24 protein-coding genes are annotated in these 25,493 nt (G+C 58.5%); 10 read left to right on the top strand and 14 right to left on the bottom strand.

Features of this window, described 5'->3' with window-relative positions; genetic code table 11:
* Positions 1-38: 38 nt before the first annotated feature.
* Positions 39-1,484, bottom strand: coding sequence for a M20 family metallopeptidase (locus KIF87_RS08225; protein WP_213328460.1), 1,446 nt, complete (start codon positions 1,482-1,484; stop codon positions 39-41).
* Positions 1,484-2,794, bottom strand: a complete 1,311-nt coding sequence (locus KIF87_RS08220; RefSeq protein ID WP_213328459.1) for a M20 family metallo-hydrolase — start codon at positions 2,792-2,794, stop codon at positions 1,484-1,486. Before KIF87_RS08220 ends, KIF87_RS08225 begins: the two co-directional genes overlap by 1 nt.
* Before the next feature lie 175 nt (positions 2,795-2,969).
* Here KIF87_RS08220 and KIF87_RS08215 point away from each other — a divergent pair, with 175 nt between their 5' ends.
* Both KIF87_RS08215 and smrA read left to right on the top strand, forming a co-directional pair.
* Positions 2,970-3,881 (top strand): LysR family transcriptional regulator, encoded by a 912-nt coding sequence (locus KIF87_RS08215; RefSeq protein ID WP_213328458.1) that lies wholly within the window; start codon positions 2,970-2,972, stop codon positions 3,879-3,881.
* A gap of 354 nt (positions 3,882-4,235) precedes the next feature.
* Positions 4,236-4,799 (top strand): DNA endonuclease SmrA, encoded by a 564-nt coding sequence (gene smrA, locus KIF87_RS08210; protein ID WP_213328457.1) that lies wholly within the window; start codon positions 4,236-4,238, stop codon positions 4,797-4,799.
* A gap of 27 nt (positions 4,800-4,826) precedes the next feature.
* Here smrA and tcp read toward each other — a convergent pair whose 3' ends face one another.
* The gene (tcp, locus tag KIF87_RS08205) at positions 4,827-6,488 is read right to left on the bottom strand and encodes a methyl-accepting chemotaxis citrate transducer (protein WP_213328456.1); all 1,662 of its coding nucleotides are present in this window, start codon (positions 6,486-6,488) and stop codon (positions 4,827-4,829) included.
* A 143-nt stretch (positions 6,489-6,631) separates the two neighbouring features.
* Here tcp and KIF87_RS08200 point away from each other — a divergent pair, with 143 nt between their 5' ends.
* Positions 6,632-7,498 carry an aldo/keto reductase family oxidoreductase gene (locus tag KIF87_RS08200; RefSeq protein WP_213328455.1) on the top strand — a complete coding sequence of 289 codons (867 nt, stop codon included), beginning with the start codon at positions 6,632-6,634 and terminating at the stop codon, positions 7,496-7,498.
* A 45-nt stretch (positions 7,499-7,543) separates the two neighbouring features.
* Here KIF87_RS08200 and KIF87_RS08195 read toward each other — a convergent pair whose 3' ends face one another.
* Positions 7,544-7,744 carry a hypothetical protein gene (locus KIF87_RS08195; RefSeq protein ID WP_213328454.1) on the bottom strand — a complete coding sequence of 67 codons (201 nt, stop codon included), beginning with the start codon at positions 7,742-7,744 and terminating at the stop codon, positions 7,544-7,546.
* Between the two features lie 287 nt (positions 7,745-8,031).
* On the opposite strand from KIF87_RS08195, the gene umuD reads away from it, so the two are divergent.
* Complete coding sequence (gene umuD / locus KIF87_RS08190; RefSeq protein ID WP_008500532.1) at positions 8,032-8,466, top strand: translesion error-prone DNA polymerase V autoproteolytic subunit; 435 nt, start codon at positions 8,032-8,034, stop codon at positions 8,464-8,466.
* Positions 8,450-9,712 carry a translesion error-prone DNA polymerase V subunit UmuC gene (gene umuC, locus KIF87_RS08185; protein ID WP_213328453.1) on the top strand — a complete coding sequence of 421 codons (1,263 nt, stop codon included), beginning with the start codon at positions 8,450-8,452 and terminating at the stop codon, positions 9,710-9,712. Before umuD ends, umuC begins: the two co-directional genes overlap by 17 nt.
* A gap of 12 nt (positions 9,713-9,724) precedes the next feature.
* Here umuC and KIF87_RS08180 read toward each other — a convergent pair whose 3' ends face one another.
* Positions 9,725-9,994, bottom strand: coding sequence for a hypothetical protein (locus KIF87_RS08180; protein ID WP_126786120.1), 270 nt, complete (start codon positions 9,992-9,994; stop codon positions 9,725-9,727).
* Positions 9,995-10,076: 82 nt separating this feature from the next.
* Positions 10,077-10,964, bottom strand: coding sequence for a LysR family transcriptional regulator (locus tag KIF87_RS08175; protein ID WP_213328452.1), 888 nt, complete (start codon positions 10,962-10,964; stop codon positions 10,077-10,079).
* Positions 10,965-11,061: 97 nt separating this feature from the next.
* Between KIF87_RS08175 and KIF87_RS08170 the strand changes: the two genes are divergently transcribed.
* Positions 11,062-12,117: an SDR family oxidoreductase gene (locus tag KIF87_RS08170; protein WP_213328451.1), complete on the top strand. Its 1,056-nt coding sequence runs from the start codon at positions 11,062-11,064 to the stop codon at positions 12,115-12,117.
* 41 nt (positions 12,118-12,158) lie between these two features.
* Here KIF87_RS08170 and KIF87_RS08165 read toward each other — a convergent pair whose 3' ends face one another.
* Positions 12,159-13,139, bottom strand: a complete 981-nt coding sequence (locus KIF87_RS08165; protein ID WP_213328450.1) for an NAD(P)H-dependent flavin oxidoreductase — start codon at positions 13,137-13,139, stop codon at positions 12,159-12,161.
* 135 nt (positions 13,140-13,274) lie between these two features.
* Here KIF87_RS08165 and KIF87_RS08160 point away from each other — a divergent pair, with 135 nt between their 5' ends.
* Complete coding sequence (locus KIF87_RS08160; RefSeq protein ID WP_213328449.1) at positions 13,275-14,183, top strand: LysR family transcriptional regulator; 909 nt, start codon at positions 13,275-13,277, stop codon at positions 14,181-14,183.
* Here KIF87_RS08160 and KIF87_RS08155 read toward each other — a convergent pair.
* A complete protein-coding gene (locus tag KIF87_RS08155; RefSeq protein WP_213328448.1) occupies positions 14,155-15,609 on the bottom strand; it encodes an aminotransferase-like domain-containing protein in 1,455 nt (484 codons plus the stop codon). The genes KIF87_RS08160 and KIF87_RS08155 overlap by 29 nt on opposite strands.
* 96 nt (positions 15,610-15,705) lie before the next feature.
* Between KIF87_RS08155 and KIF87_RS08150 the strand changes: the two genes are divergently transcribed.
* Positions 15,706-16,473, top strand: a complete 768-nt coding sequence (locus KIF87_RS08150; RefSeq protein ID WP_213328447.1) for an arylamine N-acetyltransferase family protein — start codon at positions 15,706-15,708, stop codon at positions 16,471-16,473.
* A 22-nt stretch (positions 16,474-16,495) separates the two neighbouring features.
* On the opposite strand, the gene KIF87_RS08145 is transcribed toward KIF87_RS08150, so the two are convergent.
* From KIF87_RS08145 to KIF87_RS08130, 4 genes are all read right to left on the bottom strand, one after another.
* On the bottom strand, positions 16,496-19,573 hold the full coding sequence (locus tag KIF87_RS08145; protein WP_213328446.1) for an efflux RND transporter permease subunit: 3,078 nt from the start codon (positions 19,571-19,573) through the stop codon (positions 16,496-16,498).
* Positions 19,570-20,718, bottom strand: coding sequence for an efflux RND transporter periplasmic adaptor subunit (locus KIF87_RS08140; protein ID WP_213328445.1), 1,149 nt, complete (start codon positions 20,716-20,718; stop codon positions 19,570-19,572). Before KIF87_RS08140 ends, KIF87_RS08145 begins: the two co-directional genes overlap by 4 nt.
* Positions 20,719-20,796: 78 nt before the next feature.
* Positions 20,797-21,993 carry a sensor histidine kinase gene (locus KIF87_RS08135; RefSeq protein WP_213328444.1) on the bottom strand — a complete coding sequence of 399 codons (1,197 nt, stop codon included), beginning with the start codon at positions 21,991-21,993 and terminating at the stop codon, positions 20,797-20,799.
* Positions 21,990-22,685 carry a response regulator gene (locus tag KIF87_RS08130; RefSeq protein ID WP_198885310.1) on the bottom strand — a complete coding sequence of 232 codons (696 nt, stop codon included), beginning with the start codon at positions 22,683-22,685 and terminating at the stop codon, positions 21,990-21,992. The genes KIF87_RS08135 and KIF87_RS08130 overlap by 4 nt, the downstream gene beginning before the upstream one ends.
* A 124-nt stretch (positions 22,686-22,809) precedes the next feature.
* Between KIF87_RS08130 and KIF87_RS08125 the strand changes: the two genes are divergently transcribed.
* Positions 22,810-23,595: a MipA/OmpV family protein gene (locus KIF87_RS08125; protein ID WP_213328443.1), complete on the top strand. Its 786-nt coding sequence runs from the start codon at positions 22,810-22,812 to the stop codon at positions 23,593-23,595.
* Positions 23,596-23,607: 12 nt separating this feature from the next.
* Here KIF87_RS08125 and KIF87_RS08120 read toward each other — a convergent pair whose 3' ends face one another.
* Positions 23,608-23,877 (bottom strand): hypothetical protein, encoded by a 270-nt coding sequence (locus KIF87_RS08120; protein WP_213328442.1) that lies wholly within the window; start codon positions 23,875-23,877, stop codon positions 23,608-23,610.
* 52 nt (positions 23,878-23,929) lie between these two features.
* Entirely contained in the window at positions 23,930-24,277 is a 348-nt protein-coding gene (gene yajD, locus KIF87_RS08115; RefSeq protein ID WP_003857471.1) for an HNH nuclease YajD, read from the bottom strand.
* Positions 24,278-24,455: 178 nt separating this feature from the next.
* On the opposite strand from yajD, the gene KIF87_RS08110 reads away from it, so the two are divergent.
* Entirely contained in the window at positions 24,456-25,481 is a 1,026-nt protein-coding gene (locus tag KIF87_RS08110) for an LLM class flavin-dependent oxidoreductase (RefSeq protein ID WP_213328441.1), read from the top strand.
* The last annotated feature ends 12 nt before the right edge of the window (positions 25,482-25,493 follow it).

Genomic DNA, 25,493 nt, shown 5'->3' with positions numbered 1-25,493 from the left:
CGTTCCTCGGGAGTGTTGTGTTGTTGTGTTGTGTTTTTTTATTTTAAAGGTGACGGTGTCACGCCCTGTGGGATCGGACACACGTACGGTTTTTCTTGTAATTGTTGTTCGAACTCTTCACGGCATTTTTTCAGCAGCGCTGCGTCCTGCAGCAGATTGAGCGCGGTCGCGCCCATTACTTTTCCGGCCAGCAGCATGCCTTTGTGGGCAATGGAGGTACGTCCCTGCGCCACCAGTTGCCAGGTGTGCAGCGGCGTGCCAACGGTAAAGCAGGGGCTGAAGCACTGGGCGACCGGCATTTTCCAGCTGACGTCGCCCACGTCGGTTGAACCCGCCAGCACGTTGTCGGTGATGGCATAGGGCGCGACTTCATCCACCAGCAGCGTCTCCTGATGACGACGGGCAAAGGCTTTACCCGCGTCGCCCCCCGTTGCGGCAATATTTTTCAGGCTGTTTTGCAGATCGTTGGGCGTCAGGGTGGCGCGGATCTCGCGGGCGAAGGCGAGTTCTTCCTCCGTCCAGAGCGGCGTGCCATAGTGCTGCAGGGCGCGATACATCGTCGCCTCGAGCGTGCGGTTCGGCAGGTAGCTGGAGCAGGCTTTATCAAAGCGACACTCGACGGTGGTTTCGGTCATCATCGCCGCGCCCTGGGCGATTTTCTCGATGCGTTCGTAGATCTGCTGCGCATCGGCCATCTCCGGGGCGCGGATCAGGTACAGTACCTCAGCCTGCGCCTGCACCACGTTGGGCGAAATCCCGCCGGTATCGGTAATGGCATAATGGACGCGCGCTTTCTCAATGATGTGTTCGTTGAGGAAGTTGGTGCCGGTGGTCATCAGCGTCACGGCGTCCAGCGCGCTACGTCCCAGATGAGGGGAGTTGGCTGCATGCGCCGCCACGCCGTGAAAACGCCAGGCTGCCTGAATATTCGCCAGCGTGCTGACGTTAAACATCCCGGCGAAGGCTTCCGGGTGCCAGGTGACGGCGGCATCGACGTCATCAAACAGACCTTCGCGCACCATAAAGGTTTTCCCGGAGCCACCTTCTTCACCGGGACAGCCGTAAAAACGCACCGTTCCGCTGCCGCCGTGCTGCTCCAGCCAGCTTTTCACCGCCACCGCGCCCGCCAGCGCCGCGGTGCCTAAGAGGTTATGTCCGCAGCCGTGGCCGTTAGCTCCCGGCGTGGCGGATTGCGCCGTTGCGCAGTGCGCCTGCTGGCTTAACCCGGCCAGCGCGTCGTATTCACCCAGCAGGGCGATGACCGGTTTCCCGCTGCCGAAGCTGGCGATAAAGGCGTTGGGAATACCGCCGGCCTCGCGCGTCAGCGTGAAGCCTTCCGCCTCAAGCTCGCTGGCGAGCCGTTCGGCGGACCAGAACTCTTCAAAGCGGGTTTCAGGACGATCCCAGATCGCATCGGCAATATCGGTTAACGTCCGACATCGCGTGTCGATAGCATCGGCAATAAAAGCGTAGTTCTCCTGCATTACACACCTCGCGTCCACGGGAAATTGAGCGCAGTTCGCGCCAGCGTTTCAATGGCGATGGTCATGACCTGCTCATCGAAGTCGAATTTTTCGTTGTGATGTCCGGCGCTCAAATCCGTACCGAACACCATATAGGACGCCATGCCGCCGTTCTGCTGCACGCGGGCCATCATCAGCGTGGCGTCTTCGGAGCCTGCTGGCGCCTTCACCTTATCGATGGCGTGGACAACCCCGGAAACCTGGCTTGCCTGTTCGCGCAGATAATCCACCCACGCCGGCGTCGGCGCGCTGGACGTTGCGGCACCCATCAGGCGCATCTCGGCGCGCACGCCGTAGAGCGCCGCTGCGCCGGTAATGACCGCCTGCGCGCGTTCAAAGACGTACTGATTAATCGCTTCGCTTTCACCGCGGGTTTCAACCTTTATCAGCGCATTCGCGGGCACCACGTTGCGTCCGCTGCCCGCCTGCATCACCCCGACGTTCACCCGGGAGGCGCCTTCGCTGTGCGGGGCGATGCTGTGCAGGGCGAGGGCGGCCTGCGCGGCGGCGAGCAGGGCGTTACGTCCGTCCTCCGGTTTACCGCCCGCGTGTGCGGCAACGCCGGTAAAGTTCACGTCGAACTTGGTGGTGGCCATAAAGTTATCGCTGCCGCAAATCACCGTTCCGGCAGGGACGCCGGTACCAATATGGATGGCCGTGAAATAGTCCACGTCGTCCAGCGCCCCGGCGGCAACCATGGCGCGCGCGCCGCGGGTGCCTTCTTCGGCAGGCTGGAAGATAAGCTTGAGGGTGCCGTTGAGCTGCGCTTCATTCTGCTTAAGCACCCGCGCCAGCCCCAGACCAATCGTGGTGTGGCCGTCGTGCGCGCAGGCGTGCATCATTCCCGGATTGCAGGAGGCAAAACCGTCGCGGAACGGGCGATGGCTTTCATCCAGCGCTTCGCTTAAATCAAGGGCATCCATGTCGACGCGAAACGCCAGGGTCGGTCCAGGACGCCCGGTATTGAGGGTCGCCACAATGCCGGTAAACCCGCCTTCAAACGGCGCCAGCCATTTCTCAGGCGCGCCCTGCGCCCGCGCGCGGGCAAACTCTTGTGCCAGGGTAGCGGCATCGGGCAACCCCATTCGGCTTTCGGCATCCACCACGTCGCGTCCCATCGCCAGCTCGTAACCCAGCGCGTCGAGGATTTCCGCGACTTTCGCGGCTGTACGAAACTCTACCCAGCCGGATTCCGCAAAATGGTGAAAATCACGACGCCATGCGCTCAGCTGCGGGGATAATGCCTGGATGTACTGCGCCAGTGTGTCCATATCTGTTCCTGTCATCATTAAAATATGTGAACTGCTTCACGCTGTGATAGTTTTTACTTATCACTAACCGATTTTTCACAGTTTTAACCGTTCAGGAATTACCCTCGCACATCCCTTTCCATTAAAGTAGATGACAGTTTCTTTACTCTGATAAACAACAGTTATCGGTCGGGCTATGACATTCCAGATTAAATTTCATCAAATCCGGGCGTTTGTTGAGGTTGCGCGTCAGGGCAGCATCCGCGGTGCCAGCAGGACGCTGAATCTTTCCCAGCCGGCGCTGACCAAATCCATCAAAGAGCTGGAGGAGGGCATGGCGGCGCAGCTTTTCGTGCGCAGGAGTAAGGGCGTCGCGTTGACCGAATGCGGCGAGGGCTTTTACCAGCGCGCCAGGTTGATTCTGGAAGAGCTGCGTGCGGCGCAGGATGACATCCGTCAGCGTCAAGGGGAGCTGGCCGGGCAGATCAACATCGGAATGGGGGCCAGCGTTTCACGCACGCTTATGCCCGCCGTCATTACCCGCTTTCATGCGCAGCATCCGCAGGTCAAGGTGCGGATTATGGAAGGGCAGCTGGTGTCGATGATCAATGAATTACGCCAGGGCGAACTGGACTTCACCATCAACACCTATTATCAGGGGCCTTACGACCAGGAATTTACGTTTGAAAAGCTCTTCGAAAAACCGTTTGCGGTATTTTGTCGGGAAGGACATCCGGCCATGGGGGCGACGTCCATTAATGAACTTCTGCATTATAACTGGACAATGCCGACGCCGCGGGGAAGCTATTACAAGCAATTAGAAGAGGTATTTAGCGATCGCTCACAAATACCGCGAATTGGTGTGGTTTGCGAAACCTTTTCTTCCTGTATTAGCCTGGTCGCGCAAAGTGATTTTTTAAGCATATTGCCGCAGGAGCTAGGCTGTGACCCGCTGCTGGCACACCGTCTGGTTATGCTGCCGGTTGTCGAATCGCTTCCTAAAGCGGCCTATTATTTAATTCAGCGCCGTGATTCACGTCAGACGCCCCTGGCTGAATCATTAATTACGCAATTCAGAAGGGAAGCGAGAAAATTAATCGGAGCGTGAAGTGCTTATTAAAAAAACAGGATCTGCCCGACATCAGACAGACCCTATAGTACACACAGCAGTGCGTCCTTTCGCCAATCCTGGGTATTATTTCCATGGGGCAGGTATATTTAGGTATAACACTTTTCCCGAAAAATGAAAGGCAGGTGAGTGATTGATTTAATGAAATTTTAACATAAATCACGTATTTTACCTTTGCTGAAATTTTAGTTAAGTCTGATTTAAGTTTATTTTATAATTACTATATATATTCATCAGGTTAATATTATTGCCACGCATCGTCCTGTAACGGTGATTGAGGCCGGTCTCTGGCGCAGGTATAGTACAGTCCTCAGATGTAGCCGGAGGATGTCCATGAACCCTGACGACAAATCATTTTTTCTTGACGCCATGGAAGATGTCCAGCCCCTGAAGCGCTGCGCGGATATTCACTGGCAGCCCAGCCGCAATACGCGGGCGCGCGAGGAGGTGGATAGCGAACAGCTGGATAACTTCCTGACGCTGGATTTTCTTGACATGCTTCCCCTGGAAGAACCGCTGGCGTTCCAGCGCGAAGGGGTACAGCAGGGCGTTATCGATAAGCTGCGCACGGGTAAATACGCCCGCCAGGCCAGCTTAAACCTCCTGCGTCAGCCCGCCGAACGCTGCCGTCAGATGCTCTATTCCTTTATTCGCCAGGCCGGACGCGACGGGTTACGCAATCTGATTATCATTCACGGGAAAGGGCGCGAGCAGAACTCGCATCCCAATGTGGTGCGCAGCTATCTGGCGCGCTGGTTAACCGAGTTTGAGGAAGTGCAGGCCTTCTGCGTGGCGCTGCCGCATCACGGCGGCAGCGGGGCATGCTATGTTTCACTGCGAAAATCCGATGAAGCAAAACAGGAAAACTGGGAGCGTCACGCCAAGCGCAGCCGCTAGCGGGCGATATCCTCGCCCGCCTGAGACTCAGAACGTTTCCCAGTTGCTGTCGGTGGAGGCGGTTGTCGTGGCCGGGCGCAGCAGCTGTGGCGTTTTCAGATTGGCCGGGCGTGGGGCGACCGCTTTTTCTTTGCCGTTCAGACGAAACGCGGCCACCGCCTGGCGCAGCTGCTCGGACTGATCTTCCAGTGCCGCAGCCGCCGTGGCGGACTCCTGCACCAGCGCGGCGTTTTGCTGCGTCACGCTGTCCATCTGCGAAACGGCCAGGCTCACCTGCTCAATACCGCGGCTCTGCTCGTCAGAGGCAGATGAGATCTCACCCATGATATCGGTCACGCGGGTGACGGCGGCGACAATTTCCTTCATGGTGGTGCCAGCCTCGCTGACCTGCTCAGAACCGGTATTCACCCGGCTGACGGAGTTCTCAATAAGCCCTTTGATCTCTTTTGCCGCCTGCGCGCTGCGGCTCGCCAGCGTACGGACTTCGCCTGCAACAACCGCAAAGCCACGACCCTGTTCCCCGGCGCGTGCCGCTTCCACCGCTGCGTTAAGCGCCAGAATGTTGGTCTGGAACGCGATGCTGTCAATCACGCCGGTAATATGCGCAATTTGCTGCGAACTGTCGGCGATTTCGTTCATGGTGCGAACCACGTTATCCACGACGTGACCGCCGCGCGCGGCCGTTTCAGAGGCGTTTTTCGCCAGCAGCGTGGCCTGACGGGCGTTATCGGAGTTCTGCTTCACGGTCGCGGTCAGCTCTTCCATGCTGGCGGCGGTCTCTTCCAGCGAGGCGGCCTGCTGCTCGGTGCGGGCGGAAAGATCGTTGCTTCCTGCGGCAATTTCGCCTGCGCCGGTGTAGATGGAGTCGGTACTTCCACGTACGGCGCTGACGGTGGTCACCAGCGACTGCTGCATCTCATGCAGGCCGGCGGCCAGCTGCCCCATCTCGTTGCGACCAGAGATGGCGATATCCTGCGTCAGGTCGCCCCCTGCAATGGCGCGAATATGGTTCATAATGGAGTGGAGTGGTTTTAACAGCAGGTGCTGTAAACCCTGCCAGATGACCACCAGAACCGCGATAACGGCCAGCAGAATCGCCGCCAGGGTCCACTGCATCTGCGTGAAGCTGCTCTGGTTCTCTTCGGTTGCGGCCTTCAGCAGGGTGTTGTTTTCGGCGCGCCAGCGGTTATAGACCGCTTCCATCTCGTCCTGCGCCTGCTGCGCGTCCAGATCGCCATAGGCCTGATAGTTGTCGGCACGTAGATACTCAATCGATAAGCGCATCACTTCGTGCATCTGGTTCCAGGATTTTTGCATCTCGTCGGTTAATGCCGCCTCCTGGCCGTTAACCTGCGGCAGTTTCTGCCACTCTTTGTTATAGGCTTCGGCTTTTGCCAGCGAGTCGCCTGCGGTGCCAAGCAGCTTATTGATCGCCGCAAGGGAAGCCGGGTCGCGCTGGTTTTTCAGGTAGCGGATCGCCACGCGGGTGACGGTGACGCGCGTTTTCACCAGCGTGTTCACGCTGTCGCTCAGGCTTTCCTGCTGGGCATTGAGCACGCCGGAATTCTGGAAGTTATGGCGATCGTTGCTGACGGCAGAGTAGAACAACCCTCCCGTGACAACTTGCAGCAGACAGAATATGGTGAGGGCAAAGATAATACCGGTAATCACGTGCAGGTTTTTCAGCATAGCGGTCGTCCGTTAGAGAAGATGCAGGGTTACTTCATTACTATCGTCGTAGAGAATTTAAACTTTAATTAACTCGCGCTTAACTAAAGGTTCTTTGAGGGAACCTGTTGTAAATCCGGATCATTTTTATGAGGAAGGTTAACATGAGCAGCATTGATAAAAGCGGGACGTACGCGCTCGGGACGCGGACGGTTAAACGACTGGGCTACGGTGCGATGCAGCTCGCCGGGCCGGGCGTCTTTGGTCCACCGAAGGACAAGCAGGCCGCGCTGGACGTGCTGCGCGAAGCGGTGGCGGCGGGGGTGAACCACATTGATACCAGTGATTTTTATGGTCCTCACGTCACTAACCAGCTGATCCGCGAGGCGCTTCACCCGTACCGGGACGATCTGACGCTCGTCACCAAGATTGGCGCCCGTCGCGACGACAAAGGCGCCTGGCTGCCGGCCTTTTCCGCGCAGGAACTGACTCAGGCGGTGCATGACAACCTGCGTAATCTGCAGCTGGACGTGCTGGACGTGGTGAATCTGCGGATCATGTTTAGCGCACACGGGCCGGCGGAAGGATCGATTGCTGAACCGCTCTCCACCCTGGCCGAATTACAGCAGCAGGGGCTGGTGCGTCATATTGGCCTGAGCAACGTCACGGCCACCCAGGTTGCGGAAGCTCAGAAGATGGTGCCGGTGGTGTGCGTGCAGAACATGTACAACATTGTGAACCGGGGTGACGATGCGCTGGTGGATCTGCTTGCGCAGCAGGGGATTGCGTATGTGCCGTTCTTCCCGCTGGGCGGCTTTACGCCACTGCAATCTTCCGGGCTGAAGGCCGTCGCGGATTCACTGGGCGCAACGCCAATGCAGGTAGCGCTGGCATGGCTGCTGCAGCGTTCCCCGAATATTCTGCTGATCCCGGGCACATCTTCCGTGGCGCATCTGCGGCAAAACCTCGCGGCGGCGGATCTGAAGTTACCGCCTGAAGCACTGGAAACGCTGAATTCGCTGTTAGATTAAACGTGATATGCGCAAAGCCTTAAGGGGACTTCCGGCTTTGCGCGCTTAGGCTCCTGTCTGACTTTTCTGCCTGTGGAGCGCTAACGCTTCCGCCACAATCTCTTGCTTACTCTTACGCGTCTCAAAGGCGGTGGTTCTGATGTAATCCATCAGGTCGGGATCGATGCGGGCGCTCAGCATCCTGAGATCGGCCTCCTTTGCCAGACCGCGTGCAACACGCTTGTCTGGATAGTCACGGGCTGGCATGGAAAATATTCTCCAGTAAGTCTTGTTAATTCGTGCCGTAAAATATGCTTTTATCTGACTTTAAAGTCAATATGTAGTTATTGCATAGTGATGTTATTTTTTATAAGTCATAAAGTAGATGACTTTTATATGACTTATATTGTCTGGCCTGTTAACGGCGGGCGATGTTGCTCAATTAAAACCGCTCAAACTTCAACGCGTTTGGGTTCACCTCCGGAAATGACCTTGATCCTTGTCCATAATCCGTAATACTGTATTTATATACAGCATCTGGCGAGAAAGGCATTATGGACACTCTCTTTTCTTATCAACCAAAACAAATCATTGAATTACCTTTATTTTTAGAACGTGTTGCCTGTGGGTTTCCCAGCCCGGCGCAGGATTATGTGGAGGATCGTCTCGATCTTAACCGGCTGGCAGTAAGGCATCCCAGTGCGACCTATTTTATCAAGGTGAGTGGAGACTCCATGATTGGGGCGGGGATCGGCGACGGCGATCTGCTGGTGGTCGATCGTTCGTTAAATGCCGAACATGGGGATATCGTCGTGGCGTCGGTCGCCGGTGAGTTTACTGTGAAAGAGCTACAGACCCGTCCGGTTCTGAGACTTCTGCCGCATAATGCCCGCTATCAGCCGATTACCTTTCAGTCCGAAGAGGAGCTGCAGATCTTCGGCGTCGTCACCCACACGCTCAAAACGCATAAACATGTTCGCGCTGGTTGATGTGAATAGCTTCTATGCCTCCTGCGAGCGGGTATTCCGCCCCGATTTGGAGGGGAAACCCATCGTGGTGGTGTCCAATAACGACGGCTGCATTATTTCACTGTCGCGGGAGGCAAAGCAGTTCGGCATAAAAATGGGTGAGCCGTATTTTAAATTCAAAGAAAAGCTATACCCGTCGCGGGTTTACGTCTTTAGCTCGAACTATGCGCTGTATGCCGATCTCAGCAGTCGGGTCATGCAGACGCTGACCGATCTCGCCCCGGCAATAGAGATTTACTCCATTGATGAGGCGTTCGTGAACGTTTCTGGGGTCAGTCACTGCCTGTCACTGGAAGCGTTCGGTCACCAGATGCGCACGCAGGTCTTTAAAAACACGGGCTTAACCGTCGGCGTCGGTATTGCCCCGACAAAAACGCTGGCGAAGCTGGCCAACTATGCGGCGAAACGCTGGGCCAGCACGGGCGGCGTGGTCGATCTCTCAGACCGCGAGCGGCAGCGTAAGCTGCTGGCAAAGGTTCCGGTAGAGGAGGTGTGGGGGGTAGGGCGGCGCATCACGAAAAAACTGAACGCGATGGGCATTACCACGGCGCTGGAGCTGGCGGAAGCGTCGTCCTGGGTCATTCGCAAACATTTCAACGTGGTACTGGAACGGACGGCCCGCGAGCTTCGTGGTGAGCCCTGCCTTGATCTTGAAGAGTTCACCCCCACGAAGCAGCAAATTATCTGTAGCCGTTCGTTTGGGCACCGTATTACGCAGTACGAGGAGATGCACCAGGCCATTTGCGCCTACGCGGAACGCGCTGCGGAAAAACTGCGCGGCGAGCATCAATACTGTCGTTTTATCAGCGTGTTTGTGCGCACCAGCCCGCACGCGGACAACGAAATTTATTACGGCAATCAGGCTTCTGTCACCCTGATGACGCCCACCAATGACTCGCGCGATATCATCCGCGCCGCCACGGAGGCGCTGGGGCGTATATGGCTCGACGGATATCGCTATATGAAAGCCGGGGTCATGCTGGCGGACTTTTTCAGCAGCGGCGTCGCCCAGCTGAATTTGTTTGACGATAATCGTCTGCGCGCCAACAGCGCGGCGCTGATGGCGATGATGGACAGCGTAAATCATTCCGGTAAAGGGAAGATATGGTTCGCCGGGCAGGGTATTGAGAAATCCTGGGCGATGAAGCGTGAGATGCTGTCACCGGCCTATACGACGCGGTACGCCGATTTGCCGGTGGCGAAGTAGAAGATGGTTGCGTTATTTCTTTTGCACCAACCAGGTTGCCGCAGCCGCCAACGCGCCGATCAGCGGCATTTCGCCCGCTCCGGCCAGGAAGTTATGGCGATCGATCTCATTATTTTTACGGATATCCGCAAGGCGGGTAAGCGCCTCTTTTTCATCCGCAGCGCCGATCTCCTCAAACTGTTTTTCAAACCCCTGAGCGATGAGCTGAGCGGCCGCATCGGTGTTTGCACTCTCGATCGCAATGAGGTTCGGGCCTTTTTGGAAAAAACGGTAATCCGGCATACGTGCTCCAGAAAGAGGGGATACGGTAAAAACACTCTATTCCTTGCGGGTAAAAAATGCACGTCATTTACGGCGGAAACAATCAGTTTTTCTTTATTATTTCAGTCAGTAACTTCTCAATCACGCTGACGACCTTTCTGACGCGCTGCGGAATAAAGCGGGCGTCAGGATAGACGGCATAGAGGAAGCGATCGGGTAACCGCCAGCCGGGCAGCACCGGTACCAGCGTGCCCGCCTGCAGCGCCCTGGCCACGAGCGGTCGCTGCATGCCGCCGATGCCGATGCCTGACTCCAGCGCCTGCAGCAGCGCGTCGCTGGTGTTGGCACGGAAAACGGTATTCACGTTGACCTCGACCGTCTCCTCGTCAGAAATCAGGCGCAGGGGGGCATCCAGCGGAATACCGCTGAAACGTACGTGTGGCAGCGTCGTCAGTTCCCTGACGGCGTGTACCGTCTGAAAACCGGGAGCGGCAAAAAGCGCGGCTTCAATACACGCCAGCACGCGAGCCGCGTGCGCCTGCGGAGGCTCACTGCCCAGCCGTATCGCGACATCCACGCCTTCCGTCACCAGATCGGCAAGGCGGTCATCCAGGGAAATCATCAGCTGCAGTTCGGGATGCAGGTGCTGTAGCGCCAGCAGATGCGGCAAAACGATCTGTCCCAGGCCGCTCGGTAGCTGGATGTGGACGCGTCCCAGAACGCTATGGTCGACAGGATGTAAACGTCTCTCCGCTTCCCCCATGGCGTCCAGCACGAGCTGCATATCACGCCGGTAACGCTCACCCTGTTCGGTCAGCTTCATCTTACGCGTCGTACGGTGCAGCAGTACCACACCCAGTGCTTCCTCAAGTGCCGCGATCTGTTGACTGACGGCGGACTGCTTAATACCGGTCTGACGGGCGGCCGCCGAAAATGAGCCCGCTTCAGCGACGCGTAGAAAGGTGTAAATGGCAGTGAGCTTATTATTCATTTAATGATTCTGCTTATAAGTGCCATCGGTTTCAGGGGATATCTCCAGAAAAAATAATATATCACACTGCGTCTGTCACCCTTTCCGGAGAAACACCATGAATAAGATGCAGCAACACAACGTCGCCCTGGTCGCGGGCGCCAGCGGCATTGTCGGCAGACAGCTGGTCAACACGCTTCTGCACCATCAGTGGGAGGTGATCGGCCTCAGTCGCCACGCGGTAGCCCACCCGGACGGCATTCCCGTGGTGAACGTCGATTTACTGGATGCGCAGGACACCGCGCGGGCGCTGCACGCCCTGAACGGTGTCACCCATATCTTTTACAGCGCCTGGGCGAACGCGGCGAACTGGACGGACATGGTTGAGCCGAACGTCACCATGCTGCGTAATCTGGTCAGCACCCTCGAAAAAACGGCGCCTTTGCAGACGGTAAGCCTGATGCAGGGGTATAAAGTCTATGGTGCGCATCTGGGGCCGTTTAAAACCCCGGCGCGGGAAAGCGATCCTGGCGTACCGGGTGGCGAATTTAACGCCGCGCAGCTCACGTGGCTCAGCCAGTTTCAGCGGGGGAAAGGCTGGCACTGGAATGCCATCAGGCCGGGCGTGGTGGGGAGTGCGGTACCGGGTAATGCCATGAACCTTGCGCTGAGCATCGCCCTGTACGCCTCCCTGTGCAAGGCGCTGGGGCTACCGCTGCGTTTTCCCGGTTCGGAACAGGCCTGGCACAGCATCGTTGACCATACCGACGCCGGGCTGCTGGCCGAGGCCACGCTGTGGGCCGCCACGTCACCTGCGGCACACAATCAGGCCTTCAACGTAAACAATGGCGATGTCTGGCGCTGGAGCGAGATGTGGCCGCGCATCGCACGCTGGTTTGAACTGGACTCTGCGCCGCCGGTGAGGTTGTCATTTCATCAGCTGTTTAACGACTATCGCGGAGTATGGCGCGAGCTTGCCGAAGAGCGGCTGGTGGAAGCGGATATTCTGCAGCTGAGCGACGGGCGGTTTGCCGATTTTGTCTTTAGCTGGAACTACGACATGTTTGGTGACGGGAGCAAGCTGCGCAGGGCGGGCTTTACGCAAATGCAGGCCACCGATGAGATGTTTTTCCGCCTGTTCGCGCAGCTAAGAGCCGCGCGGATTATTCCCTGATGAACCTGGGCGTCCTGGTGCAGGCCAGGACGCCGGGGCACTTACTCAACCGTTAACGCATTAACAACCTCGGCCACGCTTTTCACGCTGCGGATGTTCCCAATCCCCGTGCCGAGTGCGATATAGCCCTCATCGGTATTATCTTCCAGCATGCCCAGGCGCAGGCCCCGTAATCCTCCCATCGCCTTGCCCAGCGCTTCGTTGCTTGCGCCTGCTTTATCCATCGCCGCCAGTTTGTCCGCCAGCTTGCCGGGAAGCGCGCGGTAGTAGTGGGGAACGGTGCGGAAAAGCAGTAAATCGAGACCGTTGGCGGCAACAATTTTCTCTTTGACCCCCTGCGGCACGCGGCTTTCTTCCGTGCTGATAAAGACCGACCCGGCAAACACGCCTTCCGCACCCAATGCATGCGCCGCTCTGGCGGTGCGATTATCGGTAATGCCGCCCGCGGCCATCACCGGGACGTGCTTCACGGCATCGGCAATCAGCGGCACGATGGAAAAGGTGCCAAGCACCGTTGCGGGTAACGTTCCGCCCTCATCAAAACCGGTGGCGACGATAATGTCAGCCCCCATTTCTTCCGCGAGGCGGGTGTTCTCCGGCGTTGGGTTGATGTCGCGGTAGATAATGGCGATACCCGCCTCTTTTAACTCGCTGAACAGCGCGGGAATAATGCTGCCTTCCCCATAGCCCGTATACACAACGACCCTGACGCCTTCTTCTTTCACCACCTGAAGGATCGGCCCTGTCCAGACGTCATTAACGGCCGTGGGGATCAGGTTCACGCCAAACGGTTTCTCGGTCAGCCGTTTGGTTTTACGAATCTCCTCGCGCATTTTTTCGGCGGTCTCTTCCGGCGTGGACACCGCGGTGTCGGCGGTTAAACCAGCATTGGGCCCCAGCACGCCGAGCCCTCCGGCATTGCTGACCGCAGCGACCAGGCGGGCATCCGTGAGCCAGGATAACGGCCCCTGAATAACAGGTTTTTCGATACCCAGGATCTGACAAATACGGTTATTTTTCATAGCAGACTCTTCCTTACGTTTGAATGGGGAAGAGTGTAGGGCGCAGGATTGTTAGGAAAAATAGCCAAAAAGATTCATCACTGTTATAAAATTAATAATAATCATTTTATCCTGCTCGCGGCAAGAGCGTCTCTTATGCAAATGAACCTCTTTGAATCTATTCGAATTTTTATTGAAATTGTCGAGTCAGGCAGTCTTACCCAGGCGGCGGAGAATCTGCAGATCCATCGTCCGGCGGTCACCAAAGCGTTACAGCTTCTGGAGCAGCACAGCGGCACGCGGCTACTGCAGCGCACAACGCGTCGGATTAGCCTGACGCCGGATGGGGAAGCATTTTACCGCCGGAGTAAACCCCTGCTGGCGCAGGCGGACGAATTACTGGAGTCGTTTGGTACGGACCGGACAATACACGGCCAGCTGCGTGTGGATATGCCGGTCTCTTTTGCCACGCTGCGGGTGATCCCCAATCTGCCTGATTTTTATCGTCAGCATCCTGAGATCGACATCATTCTGAGCAGCTCTGACCGCCGTCGGGATATGCTGCGGGATGGCCTGGACTGCGTGCTGCGGGATGGCCTGGACTGCGTGCTGCGGGTGGGAGAGCTGGAGGACGGCGAGTATATCGCGCGTAAAATCGGGAACATCAAAATCACGACCTGCGCCAGCCCGGCCTGGCTGGCCCAACACGGTACGCCAGAAACGCCGGATGATTTACGCAAACATCAGGCCATCAACTGGATTAATAACCGCAGCAGACAAATTCATCCGTGGACGTTTACCACGCCAGAAGGCGTCGCGGAGATTACTCTGCCCGGTAAGCTTGTCGTGGATAACTCCGAGGCCTACATCGCGGCAGGCCTTGCCGGGCTGGGGTTAATGCAGGGGATGAATCTCTTTCTCCAGCCTTACATTGACCGCGGCCTTCTGGTTGAAGTCTTGCCAGACTATCGATCGCCGGACCGCAAGCTGTCACTGCTCTATCCACACCGTCATCTCTCCCGCAAGGTGCGGGTCTTTACCGAATGGCTGGAGAGTCTGGTGTGAAAGCAGCCAGCTCGTGACACAGCGCGCCAATCTGGTCCACGGCGTTCAGCAGGCGGGGCGTGGGTTCGTTTGCACAGTTCAGCCGCAGAAAGTGCGTTAACTCGGCGGCCGGGGAAAACAGGGGGCCAGGGCTGACGCCAATGCCCAGCGCCAGCGCGCGGCGATGCACCTCCAGCGCGTTGATCTGCTGAGGCAGCTCTACCCACAGCAGGAAACCGGCTGCGGGTACGCTAACGCGCGTACCGGGTGGGAAACTGGCCTCAACCCGCCCCACAACGGCGCGGATCCCCTCTGCGACCCGGCGCTTTAGCCGCCGCAGGTGACGATCGTAGTCGCCGCTTGCCAGCATCTCGCACGACGCGGCTTCCAGCAGCGGCGTGCCGGCCCAGTCTCCGGCCATGCGGGCCTGTAAGACCTGCGGGTGGTAGCGTCCGGCGGCAATCCAGCCGATTCGCCAGCCCGGCGCAAGCGTTTTTGACAGGGAGCTGCAGTAGATCACATTCCCGCTCTGGTCGAACGCCTTGCAGGCCGGAGGACGTTGCCCCTCGCCGACCAGGTCACCGTAAACATCGTCCTCAATCAAAGGAATTCCCGCCTCTTCAAGCAGGGCAACCAGTTCCTGCTTGCGCGCGACGGGCATGCTGGCACCCAATGGGTTTTGCACGGTGGGCGAGGCCAGAACGGCAGCAGGGCGGTGGCGGCGAATGGCGTCCGCCAGCGGTTCCAGCAGCAGGCCTTCGACAGGATCGGTGGGGATCGCTAAGGCCTTCAGGCCTAAATCCTCCAGCAGCAGGAGCGTGCCAAAGTAGGCGGGCTGCTCAATCGCCACGACATCGCCCGGCTGGCACACGGCCCGAAGGGCCAGGCGCAGCGCCTGCGTCGCGCCTGCGGTAATAATGAGATCGTCCGCGCCGAACCGGGCTCCCCACTGTGCAGAACGCGCGGCAATCTTACTTCGCAAATCCCCCCTTCCCGGAGGCAGGCTGTAGCTCTGTCCATGCGCGTCCAGACGACGGCCCGCAGAGTGCAACGCCCGCTGCAGCGCGTCTCCCGGCAGCCACGCGGGATCGGGCAGGGCGGCGCCCAGCGGGATCAGCCTGGCTTCTGCACTGCTGAACAGCGACCGGGCCACGGCGGACAGGGTGACGGGGACCGGGCCTGGCGAGGAACGCGCGGGCTCTACGCGCGGTGGCAGGCTGGTCTGGCGGATGTAATATCCTGAACGCGGGCGCGCAACGATCAGCCCTTCAGCCTCCAGGCAGCGAAGGGCCTCCAGCGCCGTCGGAAGGCTAACGTGCTCGCGCTCGGCCAGTTTGCGTGCGGAGATCATCCTGTCACCGGCGCGCAGCGCGCCAGACGTGAGCGTGAGGCGCAGCATCTCGGCAATTCGGCGATAGTGTGGGGACGACGGGGACGGGGCAGACATGGGTATCTGTTCAGGCTAATTTTCGATAAAACTGACTATACAGCCAATGATGCGCGCCATCTATAGTGTCCGGCATGTTCAGGACAAGGAGGCAATATGCACAGCGATAATTTCAACATTTCCACCTATTTCAAACGCATAAACTACACCGGACCGGCGGGTGCCGATACGGCCACCCTGCATGCGCTGATGCGTCATCAGCTCTTTTCCGTTCCCTTTGAGAATCTGGACGTGCAGGCGGGTAAAATTGTCTCTCTGGCGCCAGACGACATTGCCGATAAGGTCTTAACGCAGGGGCGCGGCGGCTACTGCTACGAGGTGAACGGACTTTTTGCCATGGCGCTGAAGACGTTAGGGATACCTTACCGCTTCGTGGCGGCGCGCCCGATGTTCTACCCCGTACGGCGGCCGAAAACCCATATGGCGCTCGTCGCTGAGGTAGATAGCCGACAGTGGCTTTGCGACCTCGGGTTCGGCAGCTACGGCATTCGCGCGCCGATGGCGCTGGACACGCTTGATGTGGATATCACGCAGGATTTCGACACGTTTCGGCTAAGCCGCAGCACGGAAGGCGAATATCTGCTTGAGGCGAAGATGGAGGGAGAATGGGCCCGGCAATACGGCTTTGATCTCACGCCTCAGGAATGGATTGATTTCGTCCCGGCCAACTACCTTAACTCCACGCACCCGGATGCCATCTTTGTGCAGAAGCGGGTGGTGGTGCAGCACAGCCCGGAGGGACGCCAGATTTTACTGGGCGATATGCTGAAAACCATCACGGCGAACGGCACTGAAACGCGGCAGCTGGCGGAGGAGGAAATCCGCCATGTCCTGAAAAACCGTTTTGCGCTGACCGAGGCGTAATCTGCCGGGAAACGGTAGGGCCTCAGCGCAGTCCGTCTTCTGTGGCGTTGCGCTGAGCGCCCCACTGTAGCAGCAGGCTAAACGACGCGGGTAACACGGTCAGCGTCACCAGCGTCGCAGCCAGCAGCCCGCCGATGATGGCATAGGCCATTGGGCCCCAGAAGACCTGGTGAGAAATGGGGATCATGCCCAGAATGGCGGCGCAGGCGGTCAGACAGATGGGTCTGGCCCGGTGTTCCGCAGCCGCCATAATCGCGGCATCGTTTGCCATCCCCTGAGCAAGATTGCTGTCAACCTCGCTAATCAATATCACCGCATTTCGCACGATCATCCCCGCCAGGGCGATGACGCCCAGCAGCGCGACAAACCCCATCGGCGTTCCGCCGGGCAGCATAGCCAGCACGATCCCCGGTAAACCAAACGGGGCCATCAGGAGTGCCAGCAGCATCCGGGAATATCGCCGTAGCTGAAGCATCAGCAGCAACAGCATGATGACCAGCGTCACCGGAAGGACGGTAAAGACGGAGCTGTTCCCCTTATCCGATTCGGCAACCGCGCCGCCTTCTTCAATGCTGTAACCTGCCGGCAGGCTCGCGCGCAGTTTATCGACCGCCGGACGCAGCGCCGCGGATACCGCTTCAGCCTTCAGCCCCGCGGCAAGATCCGTTTGCACCGTGATAAAGGGCACGCGCTGGCGACGCCAGATGACCGGATCGTCCACGCCCCAGACCGGCGTCGCGACGGCGCTGAGCGGAATTTTTTTACCGTCATTCCCCTGAATCGTAAGCGAGGAGAGGGTGGCGGTGCTGTGACGTGCATCGTCCGTGGCCCGGAGCACTACGTCGACAAGGCGGTCGTTATCCCTGATGGACGTGACAACGCTGCCGGACCAGACGGTGTTCAGCGTGCGGGCGAGGCTTTCTGACGATATTCCCGCCGCCCTGGCCGCCGTCTGATTCACCTCAAGGGTTATGATCCTCTCCGGCTCTCCGGCCGTCTGGTTAACGTCGCGTGAGAACGGGGACTGGCCAATCGCGTCCGTGAGACGGTTCGCAAACGCCCGGACCTGCAGATAGTCAGGCCCGCTCACCCGGTATTTGATTGGCCAGCCGACGGGCGGCCCCAGCTCAAGGGGCGACACGCGCGTGATGATGTCGCTAAACTGCGTCGCCAGGATCCTGTTGAGCTGCGCATGCAGACGATCCCGCGCCTCAAGATCCTTAGCCACCACAACCATCTGGGCGATATTTTCATTTTCCAGCAGCACGTCCATCGGCAGGTAAAAACGGATGGCGCCCGACCCGACGTAGGTTGAGTAGCGATCGATGTTGCCGTTGCCGACCAGCGCCTTTTCCAGCTTTTCCACCTCTCTTAACGTTTCCGGCTGCGACGCGTTGGCCGGAAGCGTCAGGCTGACCAGCAGCTCAGGCCGGTCCGAAGCGGGGAAAAACTCGCCCTGCATAAACGTCGTGCCGTACACGGACAGCCCCAGCGCGGAAAGAGCGAGCAGCACGGTAGCGGCCCGGTGACGCAGTGCCAGGCGTAAAAGCCGTCCGTAACCGCGCGCGATCCTTCCGGGTCCCGCCGCGTGATGTCTGACTTTTTCCGGCAACAGCCACGTGCCCGTCAGCGGCGAAAACAGTATCGCCACAGCCCAGGAGCAGAGCAGGGCAATGAGCACCACCGCAAACAGGGAAAAACAGTATTCACCGGCGCTGGAGGCCGCAAAACCAACGGGAATAAAACCGGCAATCATCACCAGGGTACCGGTGAGCATCGGAAACGCCGTCGTTTTGAATGCATGGGTGGCCGCATGCCGACGGGAATCCCCCGCTTCCAGCCGGGAGACCATCGTTTCAACGGCGATCATGGCGTCATCCACCAGCAGGCCCAGGGCAATGATCAGCGCCCCGAGCGAGATGCGCTGAAGGCCGATGCCTGCGAGCATCATGCCGGCAAACGTCATGGCGAGCACCAGCGGGATGGCCGTCGCCACCACCAGTCCGGCCCGTAAGCCCAGTGAGACAAATGAAACCGCCAGCACGATAATAACGGCTTCGATAAGCACCCGGATAAACCCGCTTACCGCGTCACTGACCACCGCTGACTGATCGGCGACTTTCACCATCTCGATACCGTGCGGCAGCCCGGCGCTGAGGGCCGCCATTCTGGCGTTCAGCGCAGCACCGAAACGCAGCATGTTGCCCGTTGACGCCATCGACACCGCCAGCCCGATAGCCGGTTTGCCGTTTACCCGGTAAGCGGGGGCAGGCGGCTCGGCGATTTCCCGGGTGACGGTGGCAATGTCGGTCAGCGGAATGTAGCGATTGTTCACGTGCAGCGTGACGGCCCGTAAATTCTCTTCGGTCGTGAGCGCCCCGCTGACCTTTATCGCCATGTTCTCCTGCCCGGTACGCATAGTGCCTGCCGGAACAACCGCGTTCTGCGCCCGCAGGGCGTCGGCGACCGCCTGAATATCGAGCCCCATCCCGGCCAGGCGTGCCGGAGAAAAGGCGAGAACCCACTGCTCCTGCTGTTCGCCCAGCAGGGTGGTTTTGCCCATATCCGGCAGGGACATAAGCTCGCGACGCAGGGTCTCTACGCGATCCCGCACCTCACGCAGGGTGAAACCTTCGGGAATAAAGGCATAAATTGTGCCGAACGTGTCGTCAAATTCGTCGTCCACGGCAGGACCCTGCACCCCTTCAGGCAGGGACGGCGCGATGTCCTGCATTTTTTTGCGAACCTGATACCAGATGTCCGGCACGCTTTGCGGGGGCGTATCGTCACGGAGGTTGACGTGGATAACGGTACGTCCGGCCCGGGTTTCACTTTCGAGATAGTCCAGCCAGGGCGTTTCCTCCAGCTTTTTTTCAAGCGTATCGGTCAGCAGGCGGGTGGTATCCGCCACGGATGCGCCCGGCCACTGCGCGGAGACGACGGCCGTTTTGATGGTAAAAGCCGGATCTTCATTACGCGGCAGCTTCTCATAGCAGAATACGCCCATCGCAATCACCAGCAGCATGAAAAAGCTGACCATCTGCTGGTTCTTCAGCGCCCAGGCGGAGAGGTTAAATTTGTCTTCCGATCCTGAGTTCATGGCTGAACCTCTCCGGCCATCACCGGTTCGCCGGACCGCAATGTGCTCACGCCCGCCGTAATCACCCGATCGCCCGGCTCAAGGCCGGAGGCAATCATGACGGAGGAGGCCGTATAGCTCGCGGGCACCACCGCGCGCAGCTGCGCCCGCGACTGCGGGGTAATTACAAAAACGGCCGGTTTGTCGCCAGCACGGGTCAGCGCGGACGCGGGAAGGGTGTACCCGTGCGGGGCTGACGATGGCAACGTGACGGTCACGCTGGCACCCAGCGCCATGGCCGCCGGCGGGTTTTGCAGGGTGGCTCTGACGCGCCAGGTGCGGGTCTGAGGATCGGCCTGCGGGGTGATATCACGAAGCACGGCAGACGCCTGCACCGACGGGTCGCTGAGGAGGGAAACCTGCAATTCCGCCTTATCCAGAGGCGGGATCGCATCAGGGGTGGCAATATCAAACGCCACGTCGCGATCTTCCCCGGTCGCCAGCGTCAGCACGGACTGACCGTCGCTGACAACCTGTCCCGCAGAGGCGTTCATGGCCGTAATGACGCCCGCCTGCGGCGCGATCAGGCGCGTCCAGCCGAGGCTTTCGCGGGCATTTCGCCGCGCGGCCTCGCTGCTTTTTAAGCGCGCGCTGGCGACAAGCCAGTCCGCACGGGCGCTGTCGAGCTGCGTGCGGGCTATCGCACCCGTTGGCATGAGCTTTTGCATTCGGCTGACGTTAAGCGCGGCGACCTGCGCAGAGGCTTTGGCGCCTTCATAGTCGGCCTCAGCGCCGTCGAGCTGGTTTTGCCCGGTCGTGTTGTCAAGCGTGGCCAGCAGCTGTCCGGAGGTGACACTGTCACCAATATCGACGCTACGCGTCAGTATCCGGCCACCGGTGCGAAAGCTCAGGGTCGTTTCATCGTGGGCATGGATCTCACCGGTTCTTTCCAGCGCGGGAAGGGTTTGGGCGGTGCCAACCACGACGTAGCGTACCGTTCGTACCGGGTTGGGCTTATTTTCGTGTTTATCACCGCAGCCGGTCAGCGGAAAAATCGCCAGCGCAAGCAGGGCCAGGGGAAGAAAATGCAGCCAGGAAAGGGTGCGCGCCACGCCGTACATATGATGCAGGCAGTGGCGGAGGGAGAGAAAAAATTCGTCTGACATAACGCCGCTCCATAAAGGGAATGGCGTTATTAAATGCGCGCTACGTCGAGAAAGATTCGATGTTCTGTCAAGGCTTTATCAAGAGTGGAGATTTTCATTATCGGACGGATGCCAGGGCAATAAAATGCGCACGGCAAGGCCGCCGGTTTCCGGTAACGACGCGCTAATCTCACCCCCATGCGCCTGACAAATCGCCCGGGCGATGGACAAACCGAGGCCGCTGCCGCCGGAATGCCGCGCGCGGGACTGCTCCTCGCGGCTAAAGCGTTTAAACATTTCCGGTAGGAACTGGGGCGATACGCCCGGCCCGTCATCGGTAAATTCGAGGGTGTAATGCCCGCTGGCGTAGTGCAGCGCCACCTCAAGATGGCCGCCATCGCGTCCGTAACGTAGCGCATTTTCCATGAGGATGGTAACAACCTGGCCCAGACGGAACGCATCGCCTCTGAAGGGGCAGGTGCGCGGGTTACGAAGCGTTATCCGGAAATGATGCGCATCAGCCTGGGGCATGATCCAGGCAGCCCGCTCCTGAATCAGCTCATCAAGACAGAACGGCTGGTCCTCCAGCACAAGGTTACCCGCGTCGGCCAACGAGAGAAGGTGGAGCTCATCGGTGAGGCGGTTGAGGTGCTGGAGCTGTTTCATCACCATGCCCAGCTGCGCCGGGCTGGCATCAAACACGCCGTCTAACATGCCCTGCAGACGCCCAATGGCGGCCGTCAGGGGCGAGCGCAGCTCGTGCGCCATCGCGACGTGCGAGGCGCGGAGCTCTTTTTCATAGCGGGCGAGTTGCCCCGTCATGGAGTTAAAGTCGGCCGCAAAGCTGACCATTTCCGCCGGCGCATCCTTGATAAGTTCCGCCTGACGGCCAAACTGCCCGTCGGCGACATCCTTTGCCGCATCGCGAAGGCGGCTGAACTGCAGCGCCAGCGGCCGGGCGTGTTTTAGCCCCATCACCACGATAAACGGGATCATTACCAGCACCAGCAGGGCCACCGTGACCCAGTCGGCTGAGGCGATAGACGGCGTGGAATAGCTCAGGCCCCACCAGGTGTCCACAATCGTGTGGAAGCGGGCCGGATTGGCCTGCGGGTTCTGGCTGAGCGTAAGAAACTCCTGCCGGACCGCCGACGGCATCCTGCCCATTATCCAGTAGTTCTGCACCGCATAGCGTAGCCACATGCAGGTGGCAATGACGATCACGCTGCCGATGGCCAGCGCTAAGATGCGCGCGCAAATCCAGCGCCACAGAGAGGAGTGCCGGTTTTTTATCATGGCTGTCTGAACCTGTAACCCACGCCGCGAACGTTGATCAGCACGCCGGAAATACCCGCCGCTTCGAGTTTTTTACGCAGGTTATAAATATGGGTGTCCACCACGCGCTCCAGCGCCTCGCTTTCCGGCAAGCAGTGTTCCAGTAAATACTGACGGGAAAACGGGTGCGCAGGAGAACGCAGCAGCGTTGCCAGAAGCGAGAATTCCGTTGGCGTAAGATCGAGCATCACGGGCGCGTCGCCGCCGTTATCCACGCTCGCCACAATGGCGGCGACATCCACCTCCAGCGTTTGCCAGCGAAGGATCGCTTCGTCTGTCTCTTTTTTACTGCTGCGCCGCAGCACCGCCTGCACCCGAGCCACCACTTCTCCCGGATGATAAGGCTTCACAACGTAATCATCGGCACCGTACCGCAGGGCGCCAATACGGTCGGGGGTATCCCCCATGGCCGTGACCATGATAACCGGCACATCGCTTTTACGACGCAGTCCCGCCAGCACCTCGGTGCCGTTAAGCCCCGGCAGCATCACGTCCAGCAGGATGAGGTCTGGCTTCCACCGCTGCGCCATATCCAGCCCGGAAAGACCGTCCCCGGTAATGGTCACGTCGTAATTTTCACGCCGTAAATAGGCTTCGAGCACGCCAGCCGCATCGGCGTCATCTTCAATAATCAGCACTCTTCTGGACAACATCCGTTCACCTTGACCATTTCTTAACACTTTCCCGACGATTCATTGATTCAGCCAAATCATACTGCGCCAACATTGTATGGCCGCCCCTGAATCAGGAGACGCCAGCGTCTGTATGGAGAGCAGTATGATAGCGATAAAAAAAGTCCTGTATATGTCCGTCCCGCTTCTGATGGTCGTGACGTCCGGCGTGCAGGCGGATGATGGCTCCGCTTCCGATTCCTTAACCGTCGGGCTGGGAGGGCAGTATGCCCCGCGTTACTCAGGCTCAGACAAGCAGGTGTGGCAGGTGGTTCCGGTGCTGCAGGGTCGTAAAGGCGCTTTCTTTATTGATGCGCAAAAAGGGGTGGGATATGACCTGCAAAACGACAGCGGTTGGTATTTCGAACACACGCTGGGCTACGACTTCGGAAGGGCTGAGAAAAATTCTGGCTGGCGTGAGGGCGCAAACAATCTGAAAGGGATGGGGGACATTGATGCCACCCTGAATACCGGCCTTGCCGTGGGCTGGCAGGCCGCGCCCTGGCTGAATGTGGAAGGCAAAGCGACGCTGCCGTTAACGGACAGCCAGGGGGCCAGCTATCAGGCTTCCGTGACGCTAATCCCCGTACAAAATAACCAGGACACGATCGCCTTTCAGTCCGCGGCCCTGTTTGGCGACGGTCGTTATCTGAATACCTGGTATGGGGTCAGCGAGCAGCAGAGCCGCCGCACCGGATATCGGCGCTATTCAGCGCCGGGTGGATTTTACGGCGTCGACACCAGTCTGACCTGGAGCCATCAGTTCGATGCCCACTGGGGGACGGTCCTGAGCGCGGACTATACCTGGCTTGGCGATCGTGCGAATGACAGCCCGATCGTGATGCGACGTAATGAAGGGTCAGCAACCGCCGCTATCACCTGGACATTTTAACCAGAGACAGGGTCAGGCAAAGAGTCCCTTAATAAGCATCCAGAAAAGTGATAGCAGGCAGAGGATTTGTACGGTTCGCAATGACCACAGCTGAAAACGCCATTGATACCGCTCCCGGGCATCGGCTTCTGCGATCGGGCCAGCGGCATCAGCAGCGTTTTTCCCTGGGCGGCGCAGCAAATCATGGCACAGCCAGACCAGAAGTATGAGGCTAAGTATTCTCGTGAAAAGTAAACCGTAGGCGGTATAAAACATATCCCAGTAGCAGCGGAGAGTGTCCATGGCCTTTATCCTTTCCTGAACCGCCCATACGGCAGGTATGGGCGGTGAACGATTATTTCTTCTTATCCATCATCGCTTTTAAATCGGCAAACGGGTTAAACGTGGCGACGCCCACGTCTTTTTGCGCGTCTTCCCCTGCGACCACGGTGGTGCCGTACTGATCCGCTTCGGTGTATTTCGAATGCTCGTGATCGTGGCAAAACAGGCACAACAGCTCCCAGTTGCTGCCATCTTCCGGGTTGTTGGTATGGTCGTGATCGATATGGTGAACCGTCAATTCACGCAGATTGGAATAGACAAACTCCCGCGAGCAGCGTCCGCAGACCCAGGGATAGATTTTTAATGCTTTCTCGCGATAGCCGCTTTCCAGCCGCGCGTAGTTTTTAGGGATCAGAGCCATTGCCGGTTTTACCTGCCATGAAAAAAGTGGGGGATATTATATCCCATTATGGCGCGTAATGACGCCTCGCTCAATTCTGTCAATTTATTTGAATCACTCCGTTAAATAAACGCCATTTATTCTCACCCGGTAATGCGTAAAGTAAGTACAACGCAATGCATTATCAGGACACAGGGTTATGAAAAAGATCGGTTTTTTATCCTTTGGCCACTGGACGCCTTCACCGCAGTCCGGCACTCGCTCGGCGGCAGACACGCTGCTGCAGTCCATCGATTTAGCCGTGGCGGCTGAAGAGCTGGGGGCAGACGGGGCGTATTTCCGCGTGCACCACTTTGCCCGACAGCTTAGCTCGCCGTTCCCGCTGCTGGCGGCAATAGGCGCAAAAACGAAAACCATCGAAATCGGTACCGGCGTGATTGATATGCGCTATGAAAATCCGATGTACATGGCCGAGGATGCGGGCGCGGCGGATCTGATTTCCGGCGGTCGTTTGCAGCTTGGCATCAGCCGTGGCTCGCCGGAGCAGGTCATTGATGGCTGGCGTCATTTCGGCTATGTCCCGCAGGAAGTGGAAGACGAATCGGATATGGCGCGCCGTCATACCGAGGTGCTGCTTGAGGTGCTGCGCGGTGAAGGGTTTGCAAAACCTAACCCACAGCCTATGTTCCCGAATCCGCCGGGGCTACTGCGCCTGGAGCCGTATTCTGAAGGGCTGCACGAGCGTATCTGGTGGGGAGCCGGTTCAAATGCGACGGCCGTATGGGCCGCAAAGCTGGGAATGAACCTGCAAAGCTCAACCTTGAAGGACGATGAAACCGGTGAGCCGTTCCATATTCAGCAGGCAAAACAGATCCGCGCGTACCGTCAGGCCTGGAAAGAGGCAGGGCATACGCGCGAGCCGCGGGTGTCGGTCAGCCGCAGTATTTTTGCGCTAATGGACGACCGTGACCGGATGTATTTCGGTGCCAGCCGTAACGACAGCGATAGCGTGGGCTACCTTGATGAGAAAACGCGCGCCATCTTTGGACGCAGCTATGCGGCGGAGCCGGACAAGCTGATCGAACAGCTGAAAAAGGACGACGCGATTGCCGAAGCCGATACGTTATTACTGACCGTGCCGAACCAGCTGGGTGTGGATTATAATGCGCACGTGATTGAGTCTATTCTCAAACATGTCGCACCGGCAATGGGCTGGCGCGAGTAGTCGTTCCGCTAT

It is taken from the genome of Enterobacter sp. 120016, assembly GCF_018383635.1.
GTDB lineage: Bacteria > Pseudomonadota > Gammaproteobacteria > Enterobacterales > Enterobacteriaceae > Enterobacter > Enterobacter asburiae_D.
Note: the sequence above shows the minus strand (reverse complement) of the source record. Positions and strands in the feature narration are given on the sequence as shown.

Coding starts and splice junctions, on each gene's coding strand:
- KIF87_RS08225 (WP_213328460.1), bottom strand. CDS start 1,484: ATGCAGGAGAACTACGCTTTTATTGCCGATGCTATCGACACGCGATGT.
- KIF87_RS08170 (WP_213328451.1), top strand. CDS start 11,062: ATGAATAAGATGCAGCAACACAACGTCGCCCTGGTCGCGGGCGCCAGC.
- KIF87_RS08215 (WP_213328458.1), top strand. CDS start 2,970: ATGACATTCCAGATTAAATTTCATCAAATCCGGGCGTTTGTTGAGGTT.
- KIF87_RS08180 (WP_126786120.1), bottom strand. CDS start 9,994: ATGCCGGATTACCGTTTTTTCCAAAAAGGCCCGAACCTCATTGCGATC.
- KIF87_RS08125 (WP_213328443.1), top strand. CDS start 22,810: ATGATAGCGATAAAAAAAGTCCTGTATATGTCCGTCCCGCTTCTGATG.
- KIF87_RS08130 (WP_198885310.1), bottom strand. CDS start 22,685: ATGTTGTCCAGAAGAGTGCTGATTATTGAAGATGACGCCGATGCGGCT.
- KIF87_RS08145 (WP_213328446.1), bottom strand. CDS start 19,573: ATGAACTCAGGATCGGAAGACAAATTTAACCTCTCCGCCTGGGCGCTG.
- KIF87_RS08220 (WP_213328459.1), bottom strand. CDS start 2,794: ATGGACACACTGGCGCAGTACATCCAGGCATTATCCCCGCAGCTGAGC.
- KIF87_RS08120 (WP_213328442.1), bottom strand. CDS start 23,877: ATGGACACTCTCCGCTGCTACTGGGATATGTTTTATACCGCCTACGGT.
- umuD (WP_008500532.1), top strand. CDS start 8,032: ATGGACACTCTCTTTTCTTATCAACCAAAACAAATCATTGAATTACCT.
- umuC (WP_213328453.1), top strand. CDS start 8,450: ATGTTCGCGCTGGTTGATGTGAATAGCTTCTATGCCTCCTGCGAGCGG.
- tcp (WP_213328456.1), bottom strand. CDS start 6,488: ATGCTGAAAAACCTGCACGTGATTACCGGTATTATCTTTGCCCTCACC.
- KIF87_RS08155 (WP_213328448.1), bottom strand. CDS start 15,609: ATGTCTGCCCCGTCCCCGTCGTCCCCACACTATCGCCGAATTGCCGAG.
- KIF87_RS08135 (WP_213328444.1), bottom strand. CDS start 21,993: ATGATAAAAAACCGGCACTCCTCTCTGTGGCGCTGGATTTGCGCGCGC.
- KIF87_RS08165 (WP_213328450.1), bottom strand. CDS start 13,139: ATGAAAAATAACCGTATTTGTCAGATCCTGGGTATCGAAAAACCTGTT.
- KIF87_RS08140 (WP_213328445.1), bottom strand. CDS start 20,718: ATGTCAGACGAATTTTTTCTCTCCCTCCGCCACTGCCTGCATCATATG.
- KIF87_RS08195 (WP_213328454.1), bottom strand. CDS start 7,744: ATGCCAGCCCGTGACTATCCAGACAAGCGTGTTGCACGCGGTCTGGCA.
- KIF87_RS08200 (WP_213328455.1), top strand. CDS start 6,632: ATGAGCAGCATTGATAAAAGCGGGACGTACGCGCTCGGGACGCGGACG.
- yajD (WP_003857471.1), bottom strand. CDS start 24,277: ATGGCTCTGATCCCTAAAAACTACGCGCGGCTGGAAAGCGGCTATCGC.
- KIF87_RS08110 (WP_213328441.1), top strand. CDS start 24,456: ATGAAAAAGATCGGTTTTTTATCCTTTGGCCACTGGACGCCTTCACCG.
- KIF87_RS08175 (WP_213328452.1), bottom strand. CDS start 10,964: ATGAATAATAAGCTCACTGCCATTTACACCTTTCTACGCGTCGCTGAA.
- KIF87_RS08160 (WP_213328449.1), top strand. CDS start 13,275: ATGCAAATGAACCTCTTTGAATCTATTCGAATTTTTATTGAAATTGTC.
- smrA (WP_213328457.1), top strand. CDS start 4,236: ATGAACCCTGACGACAAATCATTTTTTCTTGACGCCATGGAAGATGTC.
- KIF87_RS08150 (WP_213328447.1), top strand. CDS start 15,706: ATGCACAGCGATAATTTCAACATTTCCACCTATTTCAAACGCATAAAC.